Origin of the sequence: Cupriavidus sp. OV096 (genome assembly GCF_900115455.1) — a bacterium.
Lineage (GTDB): Bacteria > Pseudomonadota > Gammaproteobacteria > Burkholderiales > Burkholderiaceae > Cupriavidus.
Window position 1 is genome coordinate 217,481 of sequence record NZ_FOWM01000005.1, and the last position, 15,985, is coordinate 233,465.

Consider the following 15,985-nt stretch of genomic DNA (forward strand, 5'->3'; position numbering starts at 1 on the left):
CGTGCTGCGGCGCAATATCGGGCCGCGTTAGGTCTTCTCCGGCATGGCCGACGAATGGTGGCTGGTGATCAGCCACTGCGTGCCGTCCCAGCGGTAGGTGTAGGTGTAGCGCGCCTTCACCGTGGCGCCGGTTCGGGCGAAGGTGAAGGTGTAGAGCCCGGCATCCACGGCGGTGTTGCAGCCGATTTCGATGGTGCGGAAGTCGATCTTGCCGGACGGCCCGCTCTGCAGGAAGTGGGTGAAGTAGTCCTCTTTCTCGGCCGGTGTCACGCGCGGCTTGTTGGACACCGTGGCCAGCAGGATCGATCGTTCCGCGTAGTTGGCCACCACCTTGCGGGGGTCGCCGGTCTGCAGGGAGCGGTTCCAGCGGTCGAACAGGGCCGAGATTTCCTGCTCGGAGGTCGCCTTGCAGTTCTCCGTGCGCGACGCCTGTGTGCTGCCGGGCGTACCCGGGCTCGTGGCGCAGCCGGCAAGCAGCAGGGCCAGCGCAGCAGCAATCTGGTAGCGCGCCATGACGGTCTCCTCAGGCCCGGGATTGAGCCTTGAATACTAGGCGTGGGCGCGGCAGGTAACGGCGCCGGGGCTGGCGGGTCTGTGCGGTAGCACACGGATGGCGGGGGCGCCGGCCTTGACGTGGCGCGCTACAACTCCAGCACCAGCTTCCCGCCGCCCACCGCGCGCGAGCAGCAGGCCATCATCCGGCTGTTCGCCTCGCGTTCGCCGCGCGTGAGCACCACGTCGCGATGGTCGATCTGGCCCGCCAGCACGCGCACCTCGCAGGAGCCGCACAGGCCTTCCTCGCAATCGCTCTGCACGTCGATGTTGGCGCAGCGCAGCGCGGTGAGCAGCGTCTGGTGGGCGGGCACCTCCACTGTCAGGCCGGAATCCTTGAGTTCGACGGTGAACGGCTGTTCCCGCGACGGATCGAGCGTGCCGAGTGCCGAGACGAAGTGCTCCACGCGCAGCGCATCCTCCGGCCACGCGGCGCAGTGGTCTTCCAGCGCCGCGATCATGCGCGCCGGGCCGCAGGCGTAGATCTGCGTCTGCGGGTCGGGCGTGCCGAGCAGCGCGGCGAAGTCCGCGCGCTGGCCTTCGTCGCCCGCATGGACGTGCAGCCGGTTGCCATGCAGCGCGGCCAGTTCCTCGCGCAGGGCCATGCTGGCGCGCGAGCGGCCGCAGTAGTGGAACGTATAGTCGATGCCCAGGTCGCGGGCCCGCCGCGCCATCGCGCTGACCGGCGTCACGCCGATGCCGCCGGCGATGAAGATCGCCTTGCGGCAGCCCTCGTCGAGCCGGAAATGATTGCGCGGGCCACGAATGCGGAGCCGGTCTCCGGCGCGCAGCACGTCATGGACCCAGGCCGAGCCGCCCCGGCTATCGACCTCACGCAGCACGGCGATCTCGAAGGCGCCCGCGTCGGCCGGATCGCCGCACAGCGAATACTGGCGCGAAATCCCCGTATGGCCGCACTCCACGTCGATGTGCGCACCCGGCGCCCAGCGCGGCAGCGCCTTGCCATCGGGCGCCACCAGCCGCAGCCGCACCACGTTGTCCGCCACGGGGTCGATCCGCTCTACCACCACAGTGCGGGCGATGGCTTGCCCGGAGGGCTCGCCAATCCGCACGGCGTCTCGCCAGGTCAGCACGGACGGATCGGTGCGCTCGGGATTGCGCGCCGGGTCCCATTCGACCCAGAGATGCTCCGGCCCCCGGAACGAGGTGTTCGGCACGTAGCTGAACGACTGCTCGGCCAGCCGCAGATGGGGCAGCCGGCGCGTCAGCTCCTCCAGAAAGACCTGCATCTCCATGCGCGCGAGGTTCTTGCCCATGCACTGGTGCGAGCCGTAGCCGAAGGTCAGCTGGTCGCTGGCATTGTCCCGGCGGATGTCGAACAGGTCCGCATCGGCGAAATGCCGTTCGTCGTGATTGGCGGACGAGGTGACGATCAGCAGCTTGCTGCCGGCCGGCAGGGCGATGCCGCCGACCTGCGCATCCCGCGTGACCAGCCTGCGCCAGGCCGCCACCGAGCCGTTGTGGCGCAGGCATTCCTCCACCGCATTGGGGATCAGCGCCGGGTCCGCGCAGATCTCGCGCCAGGCATCCGGGTGCTGGAGCAGCAGCTTGATCGCGTTGGCGGACGCATTGGCCGTGGTCTCGTGCGCCGCCACGATGCCCGCCATCATCATCGAATGGAGGTAGGAGTCGGTGACCACCTCGGGCAGCTCGCGCTGCTTGCGCAGGCCGTACTGCATCCAGCCGGGCGCGTCCGGGTTCTCGCGCATCTTGTCGAGGATCTTGCCGGCGAGCTGCCAGAAGTTGCCTACCGCGTGCGCCACGGCCACCTGCTCCTCGGGCTTGGGGCGGCCCCAGGTGTTCACCGTATGGGCGATCGAATACTGGCGCAGCCGGTCCATGTCCTCCTCGGGCACGCCGAGGAAGTGCAGCGCCACGGTCAGGGGCACTTCCCAGAGCATCTGGTCGACCAGGTCAGCGCGTCCGCTGTCGATGAATCGATCGACGTATTCGCGCGTCAGTTGCCGCACCATCGGCTCATGGTGGGCCAGTTCGGCGGGCGTGAACGGCTCCATCAGCGCGCGGCGGCGCGGCATGTGGGCTGGCTCGTCCTCGTTGACCAGCGTGCGGTTCATCGCATAGCCATAGGAGGCCAGCACCGCGTTGGCCGCGTCGCCCGTGGGCGTGATCTTCTCCAGGGCGATGGACGGGCTGAAGGTCAGGTTGTCCCGGAAGATCGCCTTGATGTCGTCATAGCGCGTGACCACCCAGTAGCCCAGCTTCGGGCTGTAGAACACCGGTTCCTGCTCGCGCGACCAGCGCACGTAGTCGGGCGGGTCCTGCTGGTAGCCGTCCTCGAACGGATCGAACGTGGCCGCGTGGGCGCTCACCGGGCAGCCGTTGGGCGCCCGCAGCGCGGTGTGGTCGATGGGACAACCGCCCGGGCGGGCGGCGGTGGCGGAGGACGAGGACGAGGACGAGGACGAGGACGACGGGGGCGTGGCGGATGACGACATACAGCGAACCTCAGTTATCGAGCGTGATCTTCAGGTCGTGGATCAGCTTGGTCCAGCGCGCAATCTCGCTGCGCAGCAGCTCGCTGTATTGCGCCGGGGTGTTGCCGACCGGCTCCACGCCGAAATCGACCAGCTTCTTGTGGATAGCCGGCTCCTTGATGGCCGCCACCACCTGCTTGTTCAGCGTGGCGATCACCTCGGGCGGCGTGGCCGCCGGCACGACCATGCCGACCAGCGCGGCGGCTTCCACGTTCCGGTAGCCGAGTTCGGCGAAGGTCGGCACGTCCGGCAGTTGCGGCAGGCGCGTGGCGTTGGCCACGGCCAGCGGGCGCACCTTGCCGCCCTTGATGAAGCCGGCGCCGGCGGCGTAGTCGACCATCATCGCGGGAATCTGGCCGGCCGCCACGTCGGACAGCGCGGGCGCCGCACCGCGATACGGCGCGTGGGTCATGGTCAGCTGGGCCTCCACCTTGAGCAGTTCCATGGCCAGGTGGTGCGGGCTGCCGGCCCCGGCGGACCCGTAGTTCACGCCGCCCGGCGCGGCCTTGACCTGGGCGATGAACTCCTGCGCGGTCTTGGCGGTGGTGCCCGGCCCAACCACCAGGATCATCGGGAAGCGGCCCAGCAGCGTCACCGGCGCGAGGTCCTTGGCGGGGTTGTACGACAGCGTCTTGTAGAGCGCCGGGTTGAAGACCAGCGTGCCGTTATCGGCCGAGAGCACCGTGTAGCCATCGGCTGCCGCCCGCGCCGTCTCGGACGCGCCAATCGCCGTGTTGCCGCCCGGCTTGTTGTCCACCACCACGGGCTGGCCGACCTTGGCGGAGAGCCCCTGCCCGATGGTGCGGGCGAGGAAGTCCGAGCCGCCGCCAGCCGGGTAGGGCACGATCCAGCGGATCGGCTTGCTCGGATAGGCGTCGGCGGCGTGGGCCGAAGGGAAGGCAGCGGAAAACGCAAAGGTCAGGGATGCCGCGATGAGGCCGGCAGCGCGATGGCGGGGCATGGGTGCTTGTCTCCTTGGTATTTGGCCGGATAGTATGTGGCCTTGTTTTGCGTAAATCATATACGCAATGCGTAATCGTTGAATGGGGGTTAACCCAACGCCATGCCAGCCATACCCGACATTCCCGGCAGTCCTGAGCCCGAAGCCCGCCCCCGCGAACGCCGCCAGCGCGTGCAGGCCGCCGAGACCGGCATGGCCGTGCTCAAGGGGCTGGCGCGCCTGGGCGGCCGTGCCAGCCTGACGGCCATCGCGGCCCATATCGACGAAAGTCCGGCCAAGGTGCATCGCTACCTGGCGAGCCTGATCGAGGAAGGGCTGGTGGCGCAGGAGAGCGGCACGCAGCAGTACCACCTGGGGCTGGAGGCGCTCCAGATCGGGCTGGCCGCGATGCGGCAGTCCGACCCAATTCGGCTGGCCGAGGCGTCGCTGATCCGGCTGCGCGAGCGGCTGGAGATCACCTGTTTCATCTCGGTGATGGGCAACAAGGGGCCGACCATCGTCCGGTTCGAGGAACCGGCTCTGCCGGTGACCGTGAACGTGCGGGTGGGATCGGTGATGCCGCTGCTGTGGTCGGCCACGGGCCGCGTGTTCCTGGGTTTGCTCGACGACCAGCGCGTGCAGGCGCTGGCGGAGGCGGAACTGCGGGCGGCCACGCCGGAGCAGCGCGCGCTGCTTGACGCCCAGGACCCGCTCGGCCCGCTACGCGCGGCGGTGCGCGCCGATGGCTGCGCGGCCGTGCGCGATACCAATCTGAAGGGGATCAGCGCCGTGGCGGCGCCGGTGCGGGACTACACGGGGCGGGTGTGCGCGGTGCTGACCGCGCTGGGTGCCACGGGCGGCTTCGACCCATCGATCGACGGGCCGACCGGCCGCGCGGTGCGCGAGGAAGCGGCGGCGGTGAGCACCTTGCTGGGCTTCGCCGCCTGATTCCTGCCTGATTCCTGCGCCCGGGAAAGGGTCTTACTCGGGACGCTTGGGGATGTTCACCGCGCGCTGCACGGCGGGGCGGGCCAGGAAGGCGTCCAGCACACGGCGCACTTCGGTGAAGTCGTCGAATCCGACGAGGCTGCCGGCCTCGTAGAAACCGACCAGATTGCGCACCCACGGGAAGGTGGTCATGTCGGCAATCGTGTAGTCATCGCCCATGATCCACTGCCGGCCCTTGAGCCGCTCGTTGAGCACGCCCAGCAGCCGGCGCGACTCCGCGACGTAGCGGTCACGCGGCCGCTTGTCCTCGTAGTCCTTGCCGGCGAACTTGTGGAAGAAGCCGATCTGGCCAAACATCGGCCCGATGCCGCCCATCTGGAACATCACCCACTGAATCGTCTCGTAGCGGGCCGCCGGGTCCGTGGACATGAACTTGCCGGTCTTCTCGGCCAGGTAGATCAGGATCGCCCCCGACTCGAACAGCGCCAGCGGCTTGCCGCCCGGCCCATTCGGATCGAGGATCGCCGGGATCTTGTTGTTCGGGTTCAGCGACAGGAACTCGGGCGTGGTCTGGTCATCCTTGTCGAAACGCACCAGATGCGGCTCGTAGGGCAGGCCCAGCTCCTCCAGCATCAGCGAAACCTTGATGCCGTTGGGGGTGTTCAGCGAATACAACTGCAGGCGCTCGGGATGCTGCGCCGGCCACTTGCGGGTGATCGGGAAGGCGGACAAATCTGCTGCGGCCATGCACGGGCTCCTGTCGGAATCTTGGGAAGATCCGCGATAGTAAACCGGATGGCGGAATGCTGCCGGGGCGAATCCAGCGCACTCTAGAAAACAAAACAGGCCGCAAAAGCAGCCCGTCTTGTTACGCATGCATCACAAGCGCGAAGGCTTTCACCCCTTCAACACGTCCCCGATCGCACTCGCCACCACCCCCACATTGCGCTCGTTCAGCCCCGCCACGCACATGCGGCCGGAACGGAGGATGTACACGCCGTGCTCGGCCTTCAGGCGTTCGACCTGATCGGCGGAGAGGCCGGTGTAGGTGAACATGCCGCGCTGGGTGATGTAGCGGGAGAGGGCCTCGCCGCTGACGTGGTCGCGCAGTTTGTCGTGGATGGCCTGGCGCATGTGGGCGATGCGCTCGCACATGGCGGCCAGTTCCTGCTCCCAGCTGGCGCGCAGGGCGGGCGTGGTCAGGACGCGGGCGACGACGCGGGCGCCGTGGGTGGGCGGGTTGCTGTAGTTGGCGCGCACGGCGCCGGTGAGCTGGCCCAGCACGCGGCTGGCTTCGTCGGCGCTCTGGCAGATCACGCTCAGGCCGCCGCAACGCTCGCCGTACAGCGAGAAGTTCTTCGAGAACGAGTTGGCCACCAGCGCCGGCACGTTCTGGCGGGCCAGTTCGCGCACGGCGAAGGCGTCGTCGTCGAGCCCCGCGCCAAAGCCCTGGTAGGCCATGTCCACGAAGGGCAGCAGCTTGCGCGCCTTGAGCACCGCGATGACCTGGCGCCACTGGTCCTGGTTCAGGTCCACGCCGGTCGGGTTGTGGCAGCAGGCGTGCAGCAGCACGATGCCACCTTGCGGAATGGCTTCGATGGCCGCGAGCATGGCGTCGAACTGCAGGCCGCCCGTGGCGGGGTCGTAGTACGGGTACGCATTGACCTGGAAGCCGGCGCGCTCGAAGACCACGCGGTGGTTCTCCCAGCTCGGGTCGCTGATCCACATCTGCGCGGTGGGGAAGTAGCGCTTCAGGAAGTCGGCGCCCACGCGCAGCGCGCCGGAGCCGCCCAGCGTTTGCACCGTGGCGACGCGGCCTTCGGCGCGGGCCGCGCAGTCTTCGCCGAACACCAGCGCCTGCACGGCCTGGCGGTAGCCGGGAATGCCGGCCATCGGCAGGTAGGGGCGCGGGCCCATGTCCGCGAGCAGCGCGGCTTCGGCTTCGGCCACGGCCTGCATCACCGGCAGGCGGCCTTCGCCGTCGAAATAGATGCCGATGCTCAGGTTGACCTTGTTGGTACGCGGGTCCTGCTGGAAGTCCTCGTTGAGCGAGAGGATCGGATCGCCCGGAAAGGCTTCGATGTGTTCGAACATGGGAAAGCTCTGGCTGTGTTTCAGGGGGCGGAGACTCATTGCGCCTGCACGCTCGGGGCGCGCAGCGCGGCGGCGGCGTTCTTTTGCCGGAGGCGATAGCTTACGCCAAGTACGCCAAGCCATACCGGAATCAGGTAGACCGAGATCCGCAGGCCGGGTGTCAGATACATCACATAAAGGATGCCGGCGAGGAAGGCGAGGGTCAGGTAGTTGGTCAGCGGATAGCCCAGGCTCTGGAAGCGCGTGGTCTGGCCGGCCAGGCGCTTGTCGCGGCGGAACTTCAGGTGAATCAGGCTGATCATGGCCCAGTTGATGATCAGGGCCGATACCACCAGGCCCATCAGCAGCTCGAAGGCTTCGCCCGGCATGAAGTAGTTGATCAGCACGCAGGCGCCGGTGGCCAGCGCGGACACGCCCAGCGCGGCCAGCGGAATGCCGCGGCGGTTCACCTTCATCAGCGCCTTCGGCGCGTTGCCCTGCTGCGCCAGGCCCAGCAGCATGCGGCTGTTGCAGTAGACGCCGCTGTTATAGACCGACAGCGCCGCCGTCAGCACCACCAGGTTCAGCACATGGGCCACCGCCGCGCTATCCAGCGCGTGGAAGATCAGCACGAACGGGCTGCCGCCAGTGACCACCTTCTCCCACGGGTAGAGCGACAGCAGCACCGCCAGCGCGCCCACGTAGAAAATCAGGATGCGGTAGATCACCTGATTGGTGGCCTTGGGGATGCTCTTCTCGGGGTTGTCCGCCTCGGCGGCGGTAATGCCCACCAGTTCCAGGCCGCCGAACGAGAACATGATCACGGCCATCGCCATCACCAGGCCGCCCAGGCCGTTCGGGAAGAAGCCGCCGTGCTGCCACAGGTTGGCCACGGAGGCCTCCGGGCCCGCGCCGCCGGCCATCAGCAGATAGCCGCCAAAGCCGATCATGCCGACGATGGCCGCCACCTTGATGATCGAGAACCAGAATTCCATCTCGCCGAACGACTTCACGCTCGACAGGTTGATTACGTTGATCAGCACGAAGAACGCCAGCGCGGAGATCCACGTGGGCAGCTCCGGCCACCAGTACTGCACGTAGATGCCCACGGCCGACAGCTCGGCCATGCTCACCAGGATGTAGAGCACCCAGTAATTCCAGCCGGACATGAACCCGGCGAAGTGGCCGCAGTATTTATTGGCGAAGTAGCTGAAGGAGCCGGCGACGGGCTCGTCCACCACCATCTCGCCGAGCTGGCGCATGATGAAAAACGCGACGATGCCGGCCAGCGCGTAGCCGAGCAGCACGGCCGGGCCGGCCATCTTGATGGTCTGGGCGATGCCCAGGAACAGCCCGGTGCCGATGGCGCCACCAAGGGCAATCAGCTGGATGTGACGATTCTTCAGGCCACGCTGAAGCGTGCCGTCCTGTTGGGGGGCGTGCATGGGTTTGTGTCCTCTACCTATCTGGCCATTCTGGTGGAATGGCGATCACGTCTCTTTTGACCCGGGAGGTCGGACGCTATGAAAAGGCCGCCGGCGCGGGTAGCTCCGGCGGCGGGGAGGGCTCAGGCGTCCCGGGAGGACGCCGGACCAGGTGAAACAGGTGAAACGGGAAACGGAGGGAGGGTCAGACCTTGAGCGTGCCGCGCTCGATCTGGTCGCGCTCGAGCGATTCGAAGAGCGCCTTGAAGTTGCCTTCGCCGAAGCCTTCGTCGCCGGCACGCTGGATGTATTCGAAGAACACCGGGCCCAGCGCGGCCTTCGAGAAGATCTGGAGCAGCAGGCGGGGCTTGCCGCCCTCGGTGGTGCCGTCCAGCAGGATGCCGCGCGCCTTGAGCTGGTCCACCGGCTGGCCGTGGTCCGGCAGGCGGTTGGCCAGCGCGTCGTAGTAATAGTCGTTCGGCGCCGTCATCAGCTCCACGCCGGCCAGTTGCAGGTTGTCGATGACCTCGATCAGGTTGTCCGTCAGGAAGGCGATGTGCTGGATGCCCTCGCCATTGAACGCCATCAGGAATTCCTCGATCTGGCCGCTGCCCTTGGACGACTCCTCGTTCAGCGGAATGCGGATCTTGCCGTCCGGCGCCGTCATCGCCTTCGAGGTCAGGCCGGTGTACTCGCCCTGGATGTCGAAGTAGCGGATTTCGCGGAAGTTGAACAGGCGTTCGTAGAAGTTCGCCCAGTAAGCCATGCGGCCACGGTAGACGTTGTGCGTCAGGTGATCGATCAGGCGCAGGCCATGGCCCACCGGGCGGCGGTCCACACCGTCCAGGAATTCGAAGTCGATGTCATAGATCGACTTGCCGTCCTCGAAGCGGTCGATCAGGTACAGCGGTGCGCCGCCGATGCCCTTGATCGCGGGCAGGCGCAGCTCCATCGGGCCCGTGGCGATCTCGATCGGCTGGGCGCCCAGCATCAGCGCGCGGTTGTACGCCTTGTGGGAGTCCTTCACGCGGAAGGCCATGCCGCAGGCGCTCGGGCCGTGCTCGGCGGCGAAATAGGCGGCCTCGCTGTGCGGCTCGTTGTTGATGACGAAATTGATGTCGCCCTGGCGGTACAGCAGCACATCCTTGGAGCGGTGGCGGGCCACCAGCGAGAAGCCCATCTTTTCGAACAGGGGCTCCAGAACGTTCGGCGTCGGCGAAGCGAATTCGACGAACTCGAAGCCCATCAGCTGCATCGGGTTTTCAAAGAGATCGGCCATGGTGTGCTCTACAAGGAAGTGGGGGCAAGGGAGTCCAGCACGGGGCTGGCAATCGTATTTCAGCGACTTTCAAAGCCGTCCGAACTGGAATCGAGTGTATAACCCGCGCCAGTAAATAGGATTTCGTTCGGGACGCAGGGAAACCCTGAAATATGAGATAAGATTTCGCGAAATCGCGTTCTGAGGAAACGGAAATGCAGAATACCGAGCTAGACCGCACGGATCGCCGCTTGCTGGGGGTGCTGCAGGAGAACGGACGGGCCAGCAATCTGGAGTTGGCGGAGGCGATCAGCCTGTCTCCGGCGCAGACGCTGCGGCGTCACCGCCGCCTGGAGGAGAACGGCATCATCAAGCGCTACGAGGCGCGGCTGGACAGCACCGCGCTGGGCTTTGGCGTCACCGCGTTCATCCATGTGACGATGGAGCGCGGCCATATCCGCGACCTGTCGAAGTTCAAGGGGCTGGTGGCGGAGCTCGCCCAGATCCAGGAGTGCTTTTCCGTCACCGGGGATATCGACTACGTACTGAAGGTGGTGGCCAAGGATCTGAAGTCGCTGTCGGACTTCCTGCTGGATACGCTGATGCGCATTCCCGGCGTGAGCGGGGTCAAGTCCAGCGTCTGTCTGGACGAAATCAAGTGCACCAGCGCGATGCCGCTGGAGGCTTGATCGGTGTGATCAGTGCGTCACTGATGCGCCGTCGATCTGCGCCATCGCCTCGGCAATCGCCTGCGCGTCAGCGGGGCGCACCAGCCGGGCCACTTCCTGGCCATCGCGCAGGAAGACCAGCGTCGGCCACAGCTTCACGCGGAACGAGCGGCCAAGCGGGCGCCCGCTGCCGTCCTCGACCTTGATATGCCGGATGGCCGGATGCTTGCCGAACGCGGTCTCGATCAGCGGCTGGGCGCGCATGCAGAAGCCGCACCACGGCGCGCCGAACTCCAGCAGCGTGGCACCCGGCAGCGCGTCGATCTCCGCGCGGGTGGGCTCGGTGGCGGCAAAGGCCTTGGTCATGCTCATTCTTGGGTCTCCGTCGAGGCTTACCCCCTTTGGGGCAAGTAAGGGCAAGCGAGAACCGCGCCATAGGCGCTGCCGTCATTCTGCCAGTGGCAGCGCCGCCGCGTGCGGCGTGCCGATGCCGGTTTTTGCCATCGGCGCGACAGATTTACGTGCCGGGGTGTCGATTTCCCACCACGCCGGCAGCAACGCCTGCACTTCCGGCCGGCCGAAGCGGTCGTCGATCAGCCACACCACGCCCCGATCCTCACGCGTGCGGATGACCCGCCCGGCGGCCTGCACCACCTTGCGCAGCCCCGGATACAGGTAGGCATAGGCGTAGCCGTCGCCAAACGCGGCTGCCATGCGCTCGCGCAACTGCTCGTTCACATCATTGACCTGCGGCAACCCCAGTGTGGCCACGAAGGCGCCGATCAGACGGTCGCCGGGCAGGTCCACGCCTTCCGAGAACACCCCGCCCAGCACCGCGAAGCCGATGCCGCGCCCGCCCGGCGCGAACTGGCCGAGGAACGCGGCCTGCCCCGCCTCGTCCATGCCGCGCGCCTGGGCCCAGATCGGAATCTCCGGATGCTGCGCGGCCAGCAGATCGGCAGCCTGGCGCAGGTAGTCGTGGCTGCTGAAGAAGGCGAGGTAGTTACCGGGTCGCCGCGCGTACTGGTCGGCCATCAACTGCACGATGGCCGGCAGCGAGCGCTGGCGCTGGGTATAGCGCGTGGAGATATGGCGGGCGATGTGCACGTCGAGCTGGTCCGCGTGGAAGGGCGAGGGCACCTCCACCCAGACCGCGCTGGCGGGCAGGCCGAGCATGTCGGTGTAGTAGTCCGCCGGCTGGAGCGTGGCCGAGAACAGCGTGGTGGCATGCGCGCCGGCAAAGCGCGGACGCAGGAACGGCGCGGGCAGCAGGTTGCGCACGCAGAGCTGGGCCTGCACGCCGCCGCGCGGGCCGGGCGTGCGCGTGATCTCGAACAGCGAGTGCTGGCCCCCGTGGTCGGGTAGCTGTTCGGTCAGGCGCAGGAAGTGCAGGGCGTCGAAGTAGAAGCGCTCCAGCGTGGCGTCGTGCTGGCCGGGATGGGCGCTCAGATGTTCGAGGATCGCGCCGCATAGCTGGGCCAGCGCCTCCACCAGCGCGGTGGGGGCAGTCGAGTGGGTTTCGAAGTTCGCGCGGGTTGACGATTCGGCCCGCGCCAGCGCCTGCCATGCCCGATGGACGCAGTTCACCGGCCGCGACAGCGCCTTGGGCGCAGCCAGCCGCGCGCCCCGGAAGGCCGCGGGGTCGAGCGTGGCCGTGTACATGGCGCGACCGCGCTCCACCAGATTGTGGGCCTCGTCCACCAGCACGCTGGCGCGCCAGCCGTTCAGCACGGTCAGCGCGTACAGCATGGCGCTGCGGTCGAAGTAGTAGTTGTAGTCCGCCACGACCAGATCGCTCCAGCGGATCATCTCCTGGGCGAGGTAGTAGGGGCAGACGCTGTGCTGGCGGGCGATCCCGCGCACGGCGTCCCGGTCCAGCAGCGGCACGGCGGCGGCGGCTTCGCGGGCGGCGGGCAGGCGGTCGTAGAAGCCCTGCGCGAGCGGGCAGGATTCGCCGTGGCAGGCCAGATCGGGGTGTTCGCACGCCTTGTCGCGGGCGGTCAGCTCCAGCACGCGCAGGGGCAATGGGTCGCAACCCCGGTCGCCCTCGCCCCGAAGTTGTGCGGCGGCCTGCAATGCCACCGCGCGGCCCGTGGTGCGGGCGGAGAGGAAGAACAGCTTGTCGAGGCGCTGCCCTGGCATCGACTTCAGCGCCGGAAACACCGTGCCGATCGACTTGCCGATGCCCGTGGGCGCCTGCGCCAGCAGCGTGCGCGCCGCCACATTGGCCTTGTAGACCGACTCCGCCAGCACGCGCTGGCCGGGCCGGAAATCGCCATGCGGGAAGGTCAGCGCCGCCAGCCCGGCATCGCGTGCCTGACGGTGGGCGATCTCGCGCTCGGCCCATTGCAGGAAGCGTCGGCAACTGGCCTCGAAGAAGGCACGCAGCGTGGCGGCGTCGTGGCGCTCCTGCTCCACGCGTTCGCGCTGGCTCAGGATGTCGAAATAGACCACGGCGATGTCGATCTCGGCCAGCCCACGCGTCTGGCATAGCAGCCAGCCGTAGACCTTGGCCTGCGCCCAGTGCAGTGCCCGGTGGTTGGCGGGCACCTCGACCCCTTCGCCGCGCACCGTCTTGATTTCCTCGAGGCGATTGGCGGTGGGGTCGTAGCCATCGGCGCGGCCCCGCACGTGCAGCCCTTCGAACGTGCCGGAGAGGGACACCTCGGCCTCATAGCCCGCGCCGCGCCGGCCCGTGACCACGCCGTGGCCGGCCACGCCTTCCTGCGCGGTGGGCGAAGGCGTGAAGCGCAGGTCGAGGTCACCCGCCTTGGCTGTGAACTCGCACAGCGCCCGCACGGCAACCGTGTAGCGGGGCAGAGCACGCGATTCTGGGATGGATGTGGCGGACAAGGCGCAGCAGGCAAGGGCAACGAAAGAACTGTATAAATATACAGTCTTTGCGCCGGAAGGAAAGCACGCGACGCTATCGAAACCTGCTGAAACTTGCCGATGGCGTTGCCACTTCGCACAGGAGAGCCGATGTCCCGCTTCAAGATCGCCACCTTCAATATCAACGGCATTCGCACCCGCCTGCCGGCGCTGCTGGACTGGCTGGCGCGCGAGGCGCCCGACGTGGCCTGTCTCCAGGAACTGAAGACCATCGACACGGCGTTTCCGATCGACGAGATCCGCGCCGCCGGCTACGGCGCCATCTGGCACGGGCAGAAGTCCTGGAACGGCGTGGCCATCCTCGCCCGTGGCACGGACCCGATCGAGGCGCGCCGCGGCCTGCCCGGCGACGAGGCAGACACCCACAGCCGCTACCTGGAAGCCGCCATCAACGGCGTGCTGGTGGCCTGCCTCTACCTGCCGAACGGCAACCCGCAGCCGGGACCGAAGTTCGACTACAAGCTGGCGTGGTTCGAGCGCCTGATCCGTCACGCACAGGGTTTGTATGACAGCGGCCACCCGGTGGTGCTGGCCGGCGACTTCAACGTGGTGCCGACCGACGAAGACATCTACAACCCGCGCTCGTGGCTCAAGGACGCGCTGCTGCAGCCTGAGAGCCGGGAGTGCTACCGCCGCCTGTTGGCGCAAGGCTGGACGGACGCCCTGCGCACGCGCTACCCGGACGGGCGCATCTACACCTTCTGGGATTACTTCCGCCAGCACTGGCAGACCAACTCGGGGCTGCGCATCGACCATCTGTTGCTGAATGCCGAACTGGCGCCGCGCATGGTCGATGCCGGTGTGGACAAATGGGTGCGGGGCGAAGCGCGCGCGAGCGATCACGCGCCGACATGGATCGAACTGGATCTGGGGGAGGTGCCGGCGAAGAAGGTGCCGGCAAAGAAGGTCGCGGCAGAGAAAGCCCCCGCCAAAACGACAAAGGCGCCCGCCGCAAAGCGACGGGCGCCACGCGCCTGATGCCGGAGGTTGGACCTTACACCGCCACGGCCTCTTCGGCCTTTGCCGATACCGGTACGGGGTGCGCCACGGCGCCAAGCAGCATATCCGCCGCCGCGTCCAGGCGGTCACTCGACCCCGACATCCGCGCCGTGATCATCCCGTTCTGGATCGCGCCATACAACACCTTGGCGAAGGCCGACGGCGGCAGCGGGTAGGGCTGGCCACGCTCGGCTTCGGCGCGGCGCAGCAGCTCGGCAATCCACGCCTCGTGCATGCGGAAGTGATCCTGCAGCAGCGCGCCGATGGCCGGCGGCAGCATCATCACCTCGGCGGACAGCATGCCGACCAGACAGACCTGCCCGTTGTCCGAGCCGCCACGCAGCGGCTCGATATAGCGCTGGGCCTGCTCGGCCAGCGGCAGCGTGGTGTCGATGGCCCCGATCCGCGCCGTGGCGGTCTCGCGGTAGCACCGCACCACCTCCAGTACCAGGTCGTCCTTCGACGGAAAGTAGTAATGGATGCTAGACGTCTTGACGCCAACCAGCTCCGCCAGATCGCGGTAGCTAAAACCGTTGTAGCCCCGGCGCCGAATCAGCACTGACGCGTGTTCCAGCAATTGCTCGCGTACGGGTTGCGTTTTCATGGCGACTGTCTCCCTTATGGGAGACCCTCCGGTTCATGCCGCCGCCGATCAGATCGGATCAGATCAGACCGACAGCGACTGCGCGACGAGAGAAAGCAGTGATCCGCTGGCAATGCAGAGCACTACCCATCCGCCCAGGATCAGGGCGCTGTCACGCAAACTCATGATGAAACTCCTTGTTCGATCTAGGCCGTGCGCCCGGTTTCGCTACCAGGCGATTACCGGGCGCGCGGCGCTGCACTAGGCTCAGGCCAGCGCGCCGTCGGTGTACACGTCGAAGGTGCGCGACGGTTCGCTCGACACACCGGTGCGGTCCAGGCCAGCCACGATGCGGGCGCCGTCCGTGTACGGGTCGAACTTGCCGGCACGGGCGCCGTCGGTGAAGGCATCCACCGTGCGGGCCGGGCTGGCCGAGACGCCCTGGGTGTCCAGGCCGGCAACGGTGCGGGCACCGTCGGTGTACGGGTCAGTCTTGCCGACGCGGGCGCCGTCGGTGAACGGGCTGCGTTGGTCATTCACGCGGGCACCGTCGACAAACGGGTTGCGGGGTTCGTTCACACCGCTGGCACGGGCGCCATCGGTGAAGGGGCTGCGCTGGTCGTTGACGCGATAGCTGTAACCGTAGACTTCGCCGGTGCTGTTGCCGGGGGCTGCCTGGGCGGCGCCAGTCACGAAAGCGGCGGCGAGGGCGGCGGCGGAGAGGATGGTCTTGGCGTTCATGGTGTTGCTCCTTGTCTTTGGTTTGACCGGGCGATCTCGGTTAGAGGTGGATCGCGGGGCCGATGTCTTGCTGCGTTGTAACGGTCCTTGCTGCTGCTATCTACTGGTAGGTAGAGGGTCAGGGCTAAAAAAAAGACCGTCTTCCGGTACCAACCAACTACATGTACTGCGTGGACTTGGACTGCATCGCGGGGCTTGTTTCTGTTTGCCGGGTGGTGCAGCGCCGTCCATGAGCCAAATATTATCTACTACTAGATAGATAGGCAAGGACTTTTTAAAGAAATTTCGATTGTGGGGCAGAGGGGTGTCTGGTGTGCCGCGCGTGTCTACATCGTAAATCGATGATTGATAAAGAAAAACGGCGCCGATCCCCGTGTGGATCGGCGCCGTC

Annotated in this window: 14 protein-coding genes; 3 read left to right on the forward strand and 11 right to left on the reverse strand. The window is 67.0% G+C overall.

The window, feature by feature from the left end:
* Nucleotides 1-27: 27 nt before the first annotated feature.
* The 3 genes from BM115_RS13935 to BM115_RS13945 all read right to left on the reverse strand — a co-directional run bounded on the left by BM115_RS13935 (nt 28) and on the right by BM115_RS13945 (nt 4,029).
* A complete protein-coding gene (locus tag BM115_RS13935; protein WP_092294740.1) occupies nt 28-513 on the reverse strand; it encodes a DUF4440 domain-containing protein in 486 nt (161 codons plus the stop codon).
* Between the two features lie 128 nt (nt 514-641).
* Nucleotides 642-3,029 carry a cytochrome P450/oxidoreductase gene (locus BM115_RS13940; RefSeq protein ID WP_092294741.1) on the reverse strand — a complete coding sequence of 796 codons (2,388 nt, stop codon included), beginning with the start codon at nt 3,027-3,029 and terminating at the stop codon, nt 642-644.
* A gap of 10 nt (nt 3,030-3,039) precedes the next feature.
* Nucleotides 3,040-4,029: a Bug family tripartite tricarboxylate transporter substrate binding protein gene (locus BM115_RS13945; protein ID WP_092294743.1), complete on the reverse strand. Its 990-nt coding sequence runs from the start codon at nt 4,027-4,029 to the stop codon at nt 3,040-3,042.
* Between the two features lie 102 nt (nt 4,030-4,131).
* Here BM115_RS13945 and BM115_RS13950 point away from each other — a divergent pair, with 102 nt between their 5' ends.
* Nucleotides 4,132-4,956, forward strand: coding sequence for an IclR family transcriptional regulator (locus BM115_RS13950; protein ID WP_092294745.1), 825 nt, complete (start codon nt 4,132-4,134; stop codon nt 4,954-4,956).
* A 33-nt stretch (nt 4,957-4,989) separates the two neighbouring features.
* Here the strand turns inward: BM115_RS13950 and BM115_RS13955 are convergent, their stop codons facing one another.
* The 4 genes from BM115_RS13955 to hppD form a co-directional block, all read right to left on the reverse strand.
* On the reverse strand, nt 4,990-5,703 hold the full coding sequence (locus BM115_RS13955) for a glutathione S-transferase N-terminal domain-containing protein (RefSeq protein WP_092294747.1): 714 nt from the start codon (nt 5,701-5,703) through the stop codon (nt 4,990-4,992).
* 150 nt (nt 5,704-5,853) lie between these two features.
* Complete coding sequence (locus BM115_RS13960) at nt 5,854-7,050, reverse strand: amino acid aminotransferase (RefSeq protein ID WP_092294749.1); 1,197 nt, start codon at nt 7,048-7,050, stop codon at nt 5,854-5,856.
* 35 nt (nt 7,051-7,085) lie between these two features.
* Entirely contained in the window at nt 7,086-8,474 is a 1,389-nt protein-coding gene (locus tag BM115_RS13965; RefSeq protein WP_092294750.1) for an amino acid permease, read from the reverse strand.
* Between the two features lie 184 nt (nt 8,475-8,658).
* Entirely contained in the window at nt 8,659-9,732 is a 1,074-nt protein-coding gene (hppD, locus tag BM115_RS13970; protein ID WP_092294752.1) for a 4-hydroxyphenylpyruvate dioxygenase, read from the reverse strand.
* Nucleotides 9,733-9,926: 194 nt separating this feature from the next.
* Between hppD and BM115_RS13975 the strand changes: the two genes are divergently transcribed.
* Nucleotides 9,927-10,400, forward strand: a complete 474-nt coding sequence (locus BM115_RS13975; protein WP_092294753.1) for an Lrp/AsnC family transcriptional regulator — start codon at nt 9,927-9,929, stop codon at nt 10,398-10,400.
* 9 nt (nt 10,401-10,409) lie between these two features.
* Here the strand turns inward: BM115_RS13975 and BM115_RS13980 are convergent, their stop codons facing one another.
* Nucleotides 10,410-10,751 carry a thioredoxin family protein gene (locus BM115_RS13980; protein ID WP_092294755.1) on the reverse strand — a complete coding sequence of 114 codons (342 nt, stop codon included), beginning with the start codon at nt 10,749-10,751 and terminating at the stop codon, nt 10,410-10,412.
* A 75-nt stretch (nt 10,752-10,826) separates the two neighbouring features.
* On the reverse strand, nt 10,827-13,232 hold the full coding sequence (locus tag BM115_RS13985; RefSeq protein ID WP_255370817.1) for an ATP-dependent DNA helicase: 2,406 nt from the start codon (nt 13,230-13,232) through the stop codon (nt 10,827-10,829).
* Nucleotides 13,233-13,361: 129 nt separating this feature from the next.
* On the opposite strand from BM115_RS13985, the gene xth reads away from it, so the two are divergent.
* Nucleotides 13,362-14,249, forward strand: a complete 888-nt coding sequence (gene xth, locus BM115_RS13990; RefSeq protein WP_092294757.1) for an exodeoxyribonuclease III — start codon at nt 13,362-13,364, stop codon at nt 14,247-14,249.
* 16 nt (nt 14,250-14,265) lie between these two features.
* Here the strand turns inward: xth and BM115_RS13995 are convergent, their stop codons facing one another.
* Together BM115_RS13995 and BM115_RS14000 are read right to left on the reverse strand one after the other, a co-directional pair.
* Nucleotides 14,266-14,874, reverse strand: coding sequence for a TetR/AcrR family transcriptional regulator (locus BM115_RS13995; RefSeq protein ID WP_092294759.1), 609 nt, complete (start codon nt 14,872-14,874; stop codon nt 14,266-14,268).
* Between the two features lie 246 nt (nt 14,875-15,120).
* Nucleotides 15,121-15,594, reverse strand: a complete 474-nt coding sequence (locus tag BM115_RS14000) for a copper resistance protein CopQ (protein WP_092294761.1) — start codon at nt 15,592-15,594, stop codon at nt 15,121-15,123.
* Nucleotides 15,595-15,985: the final 391 nt, after the last annotated feature.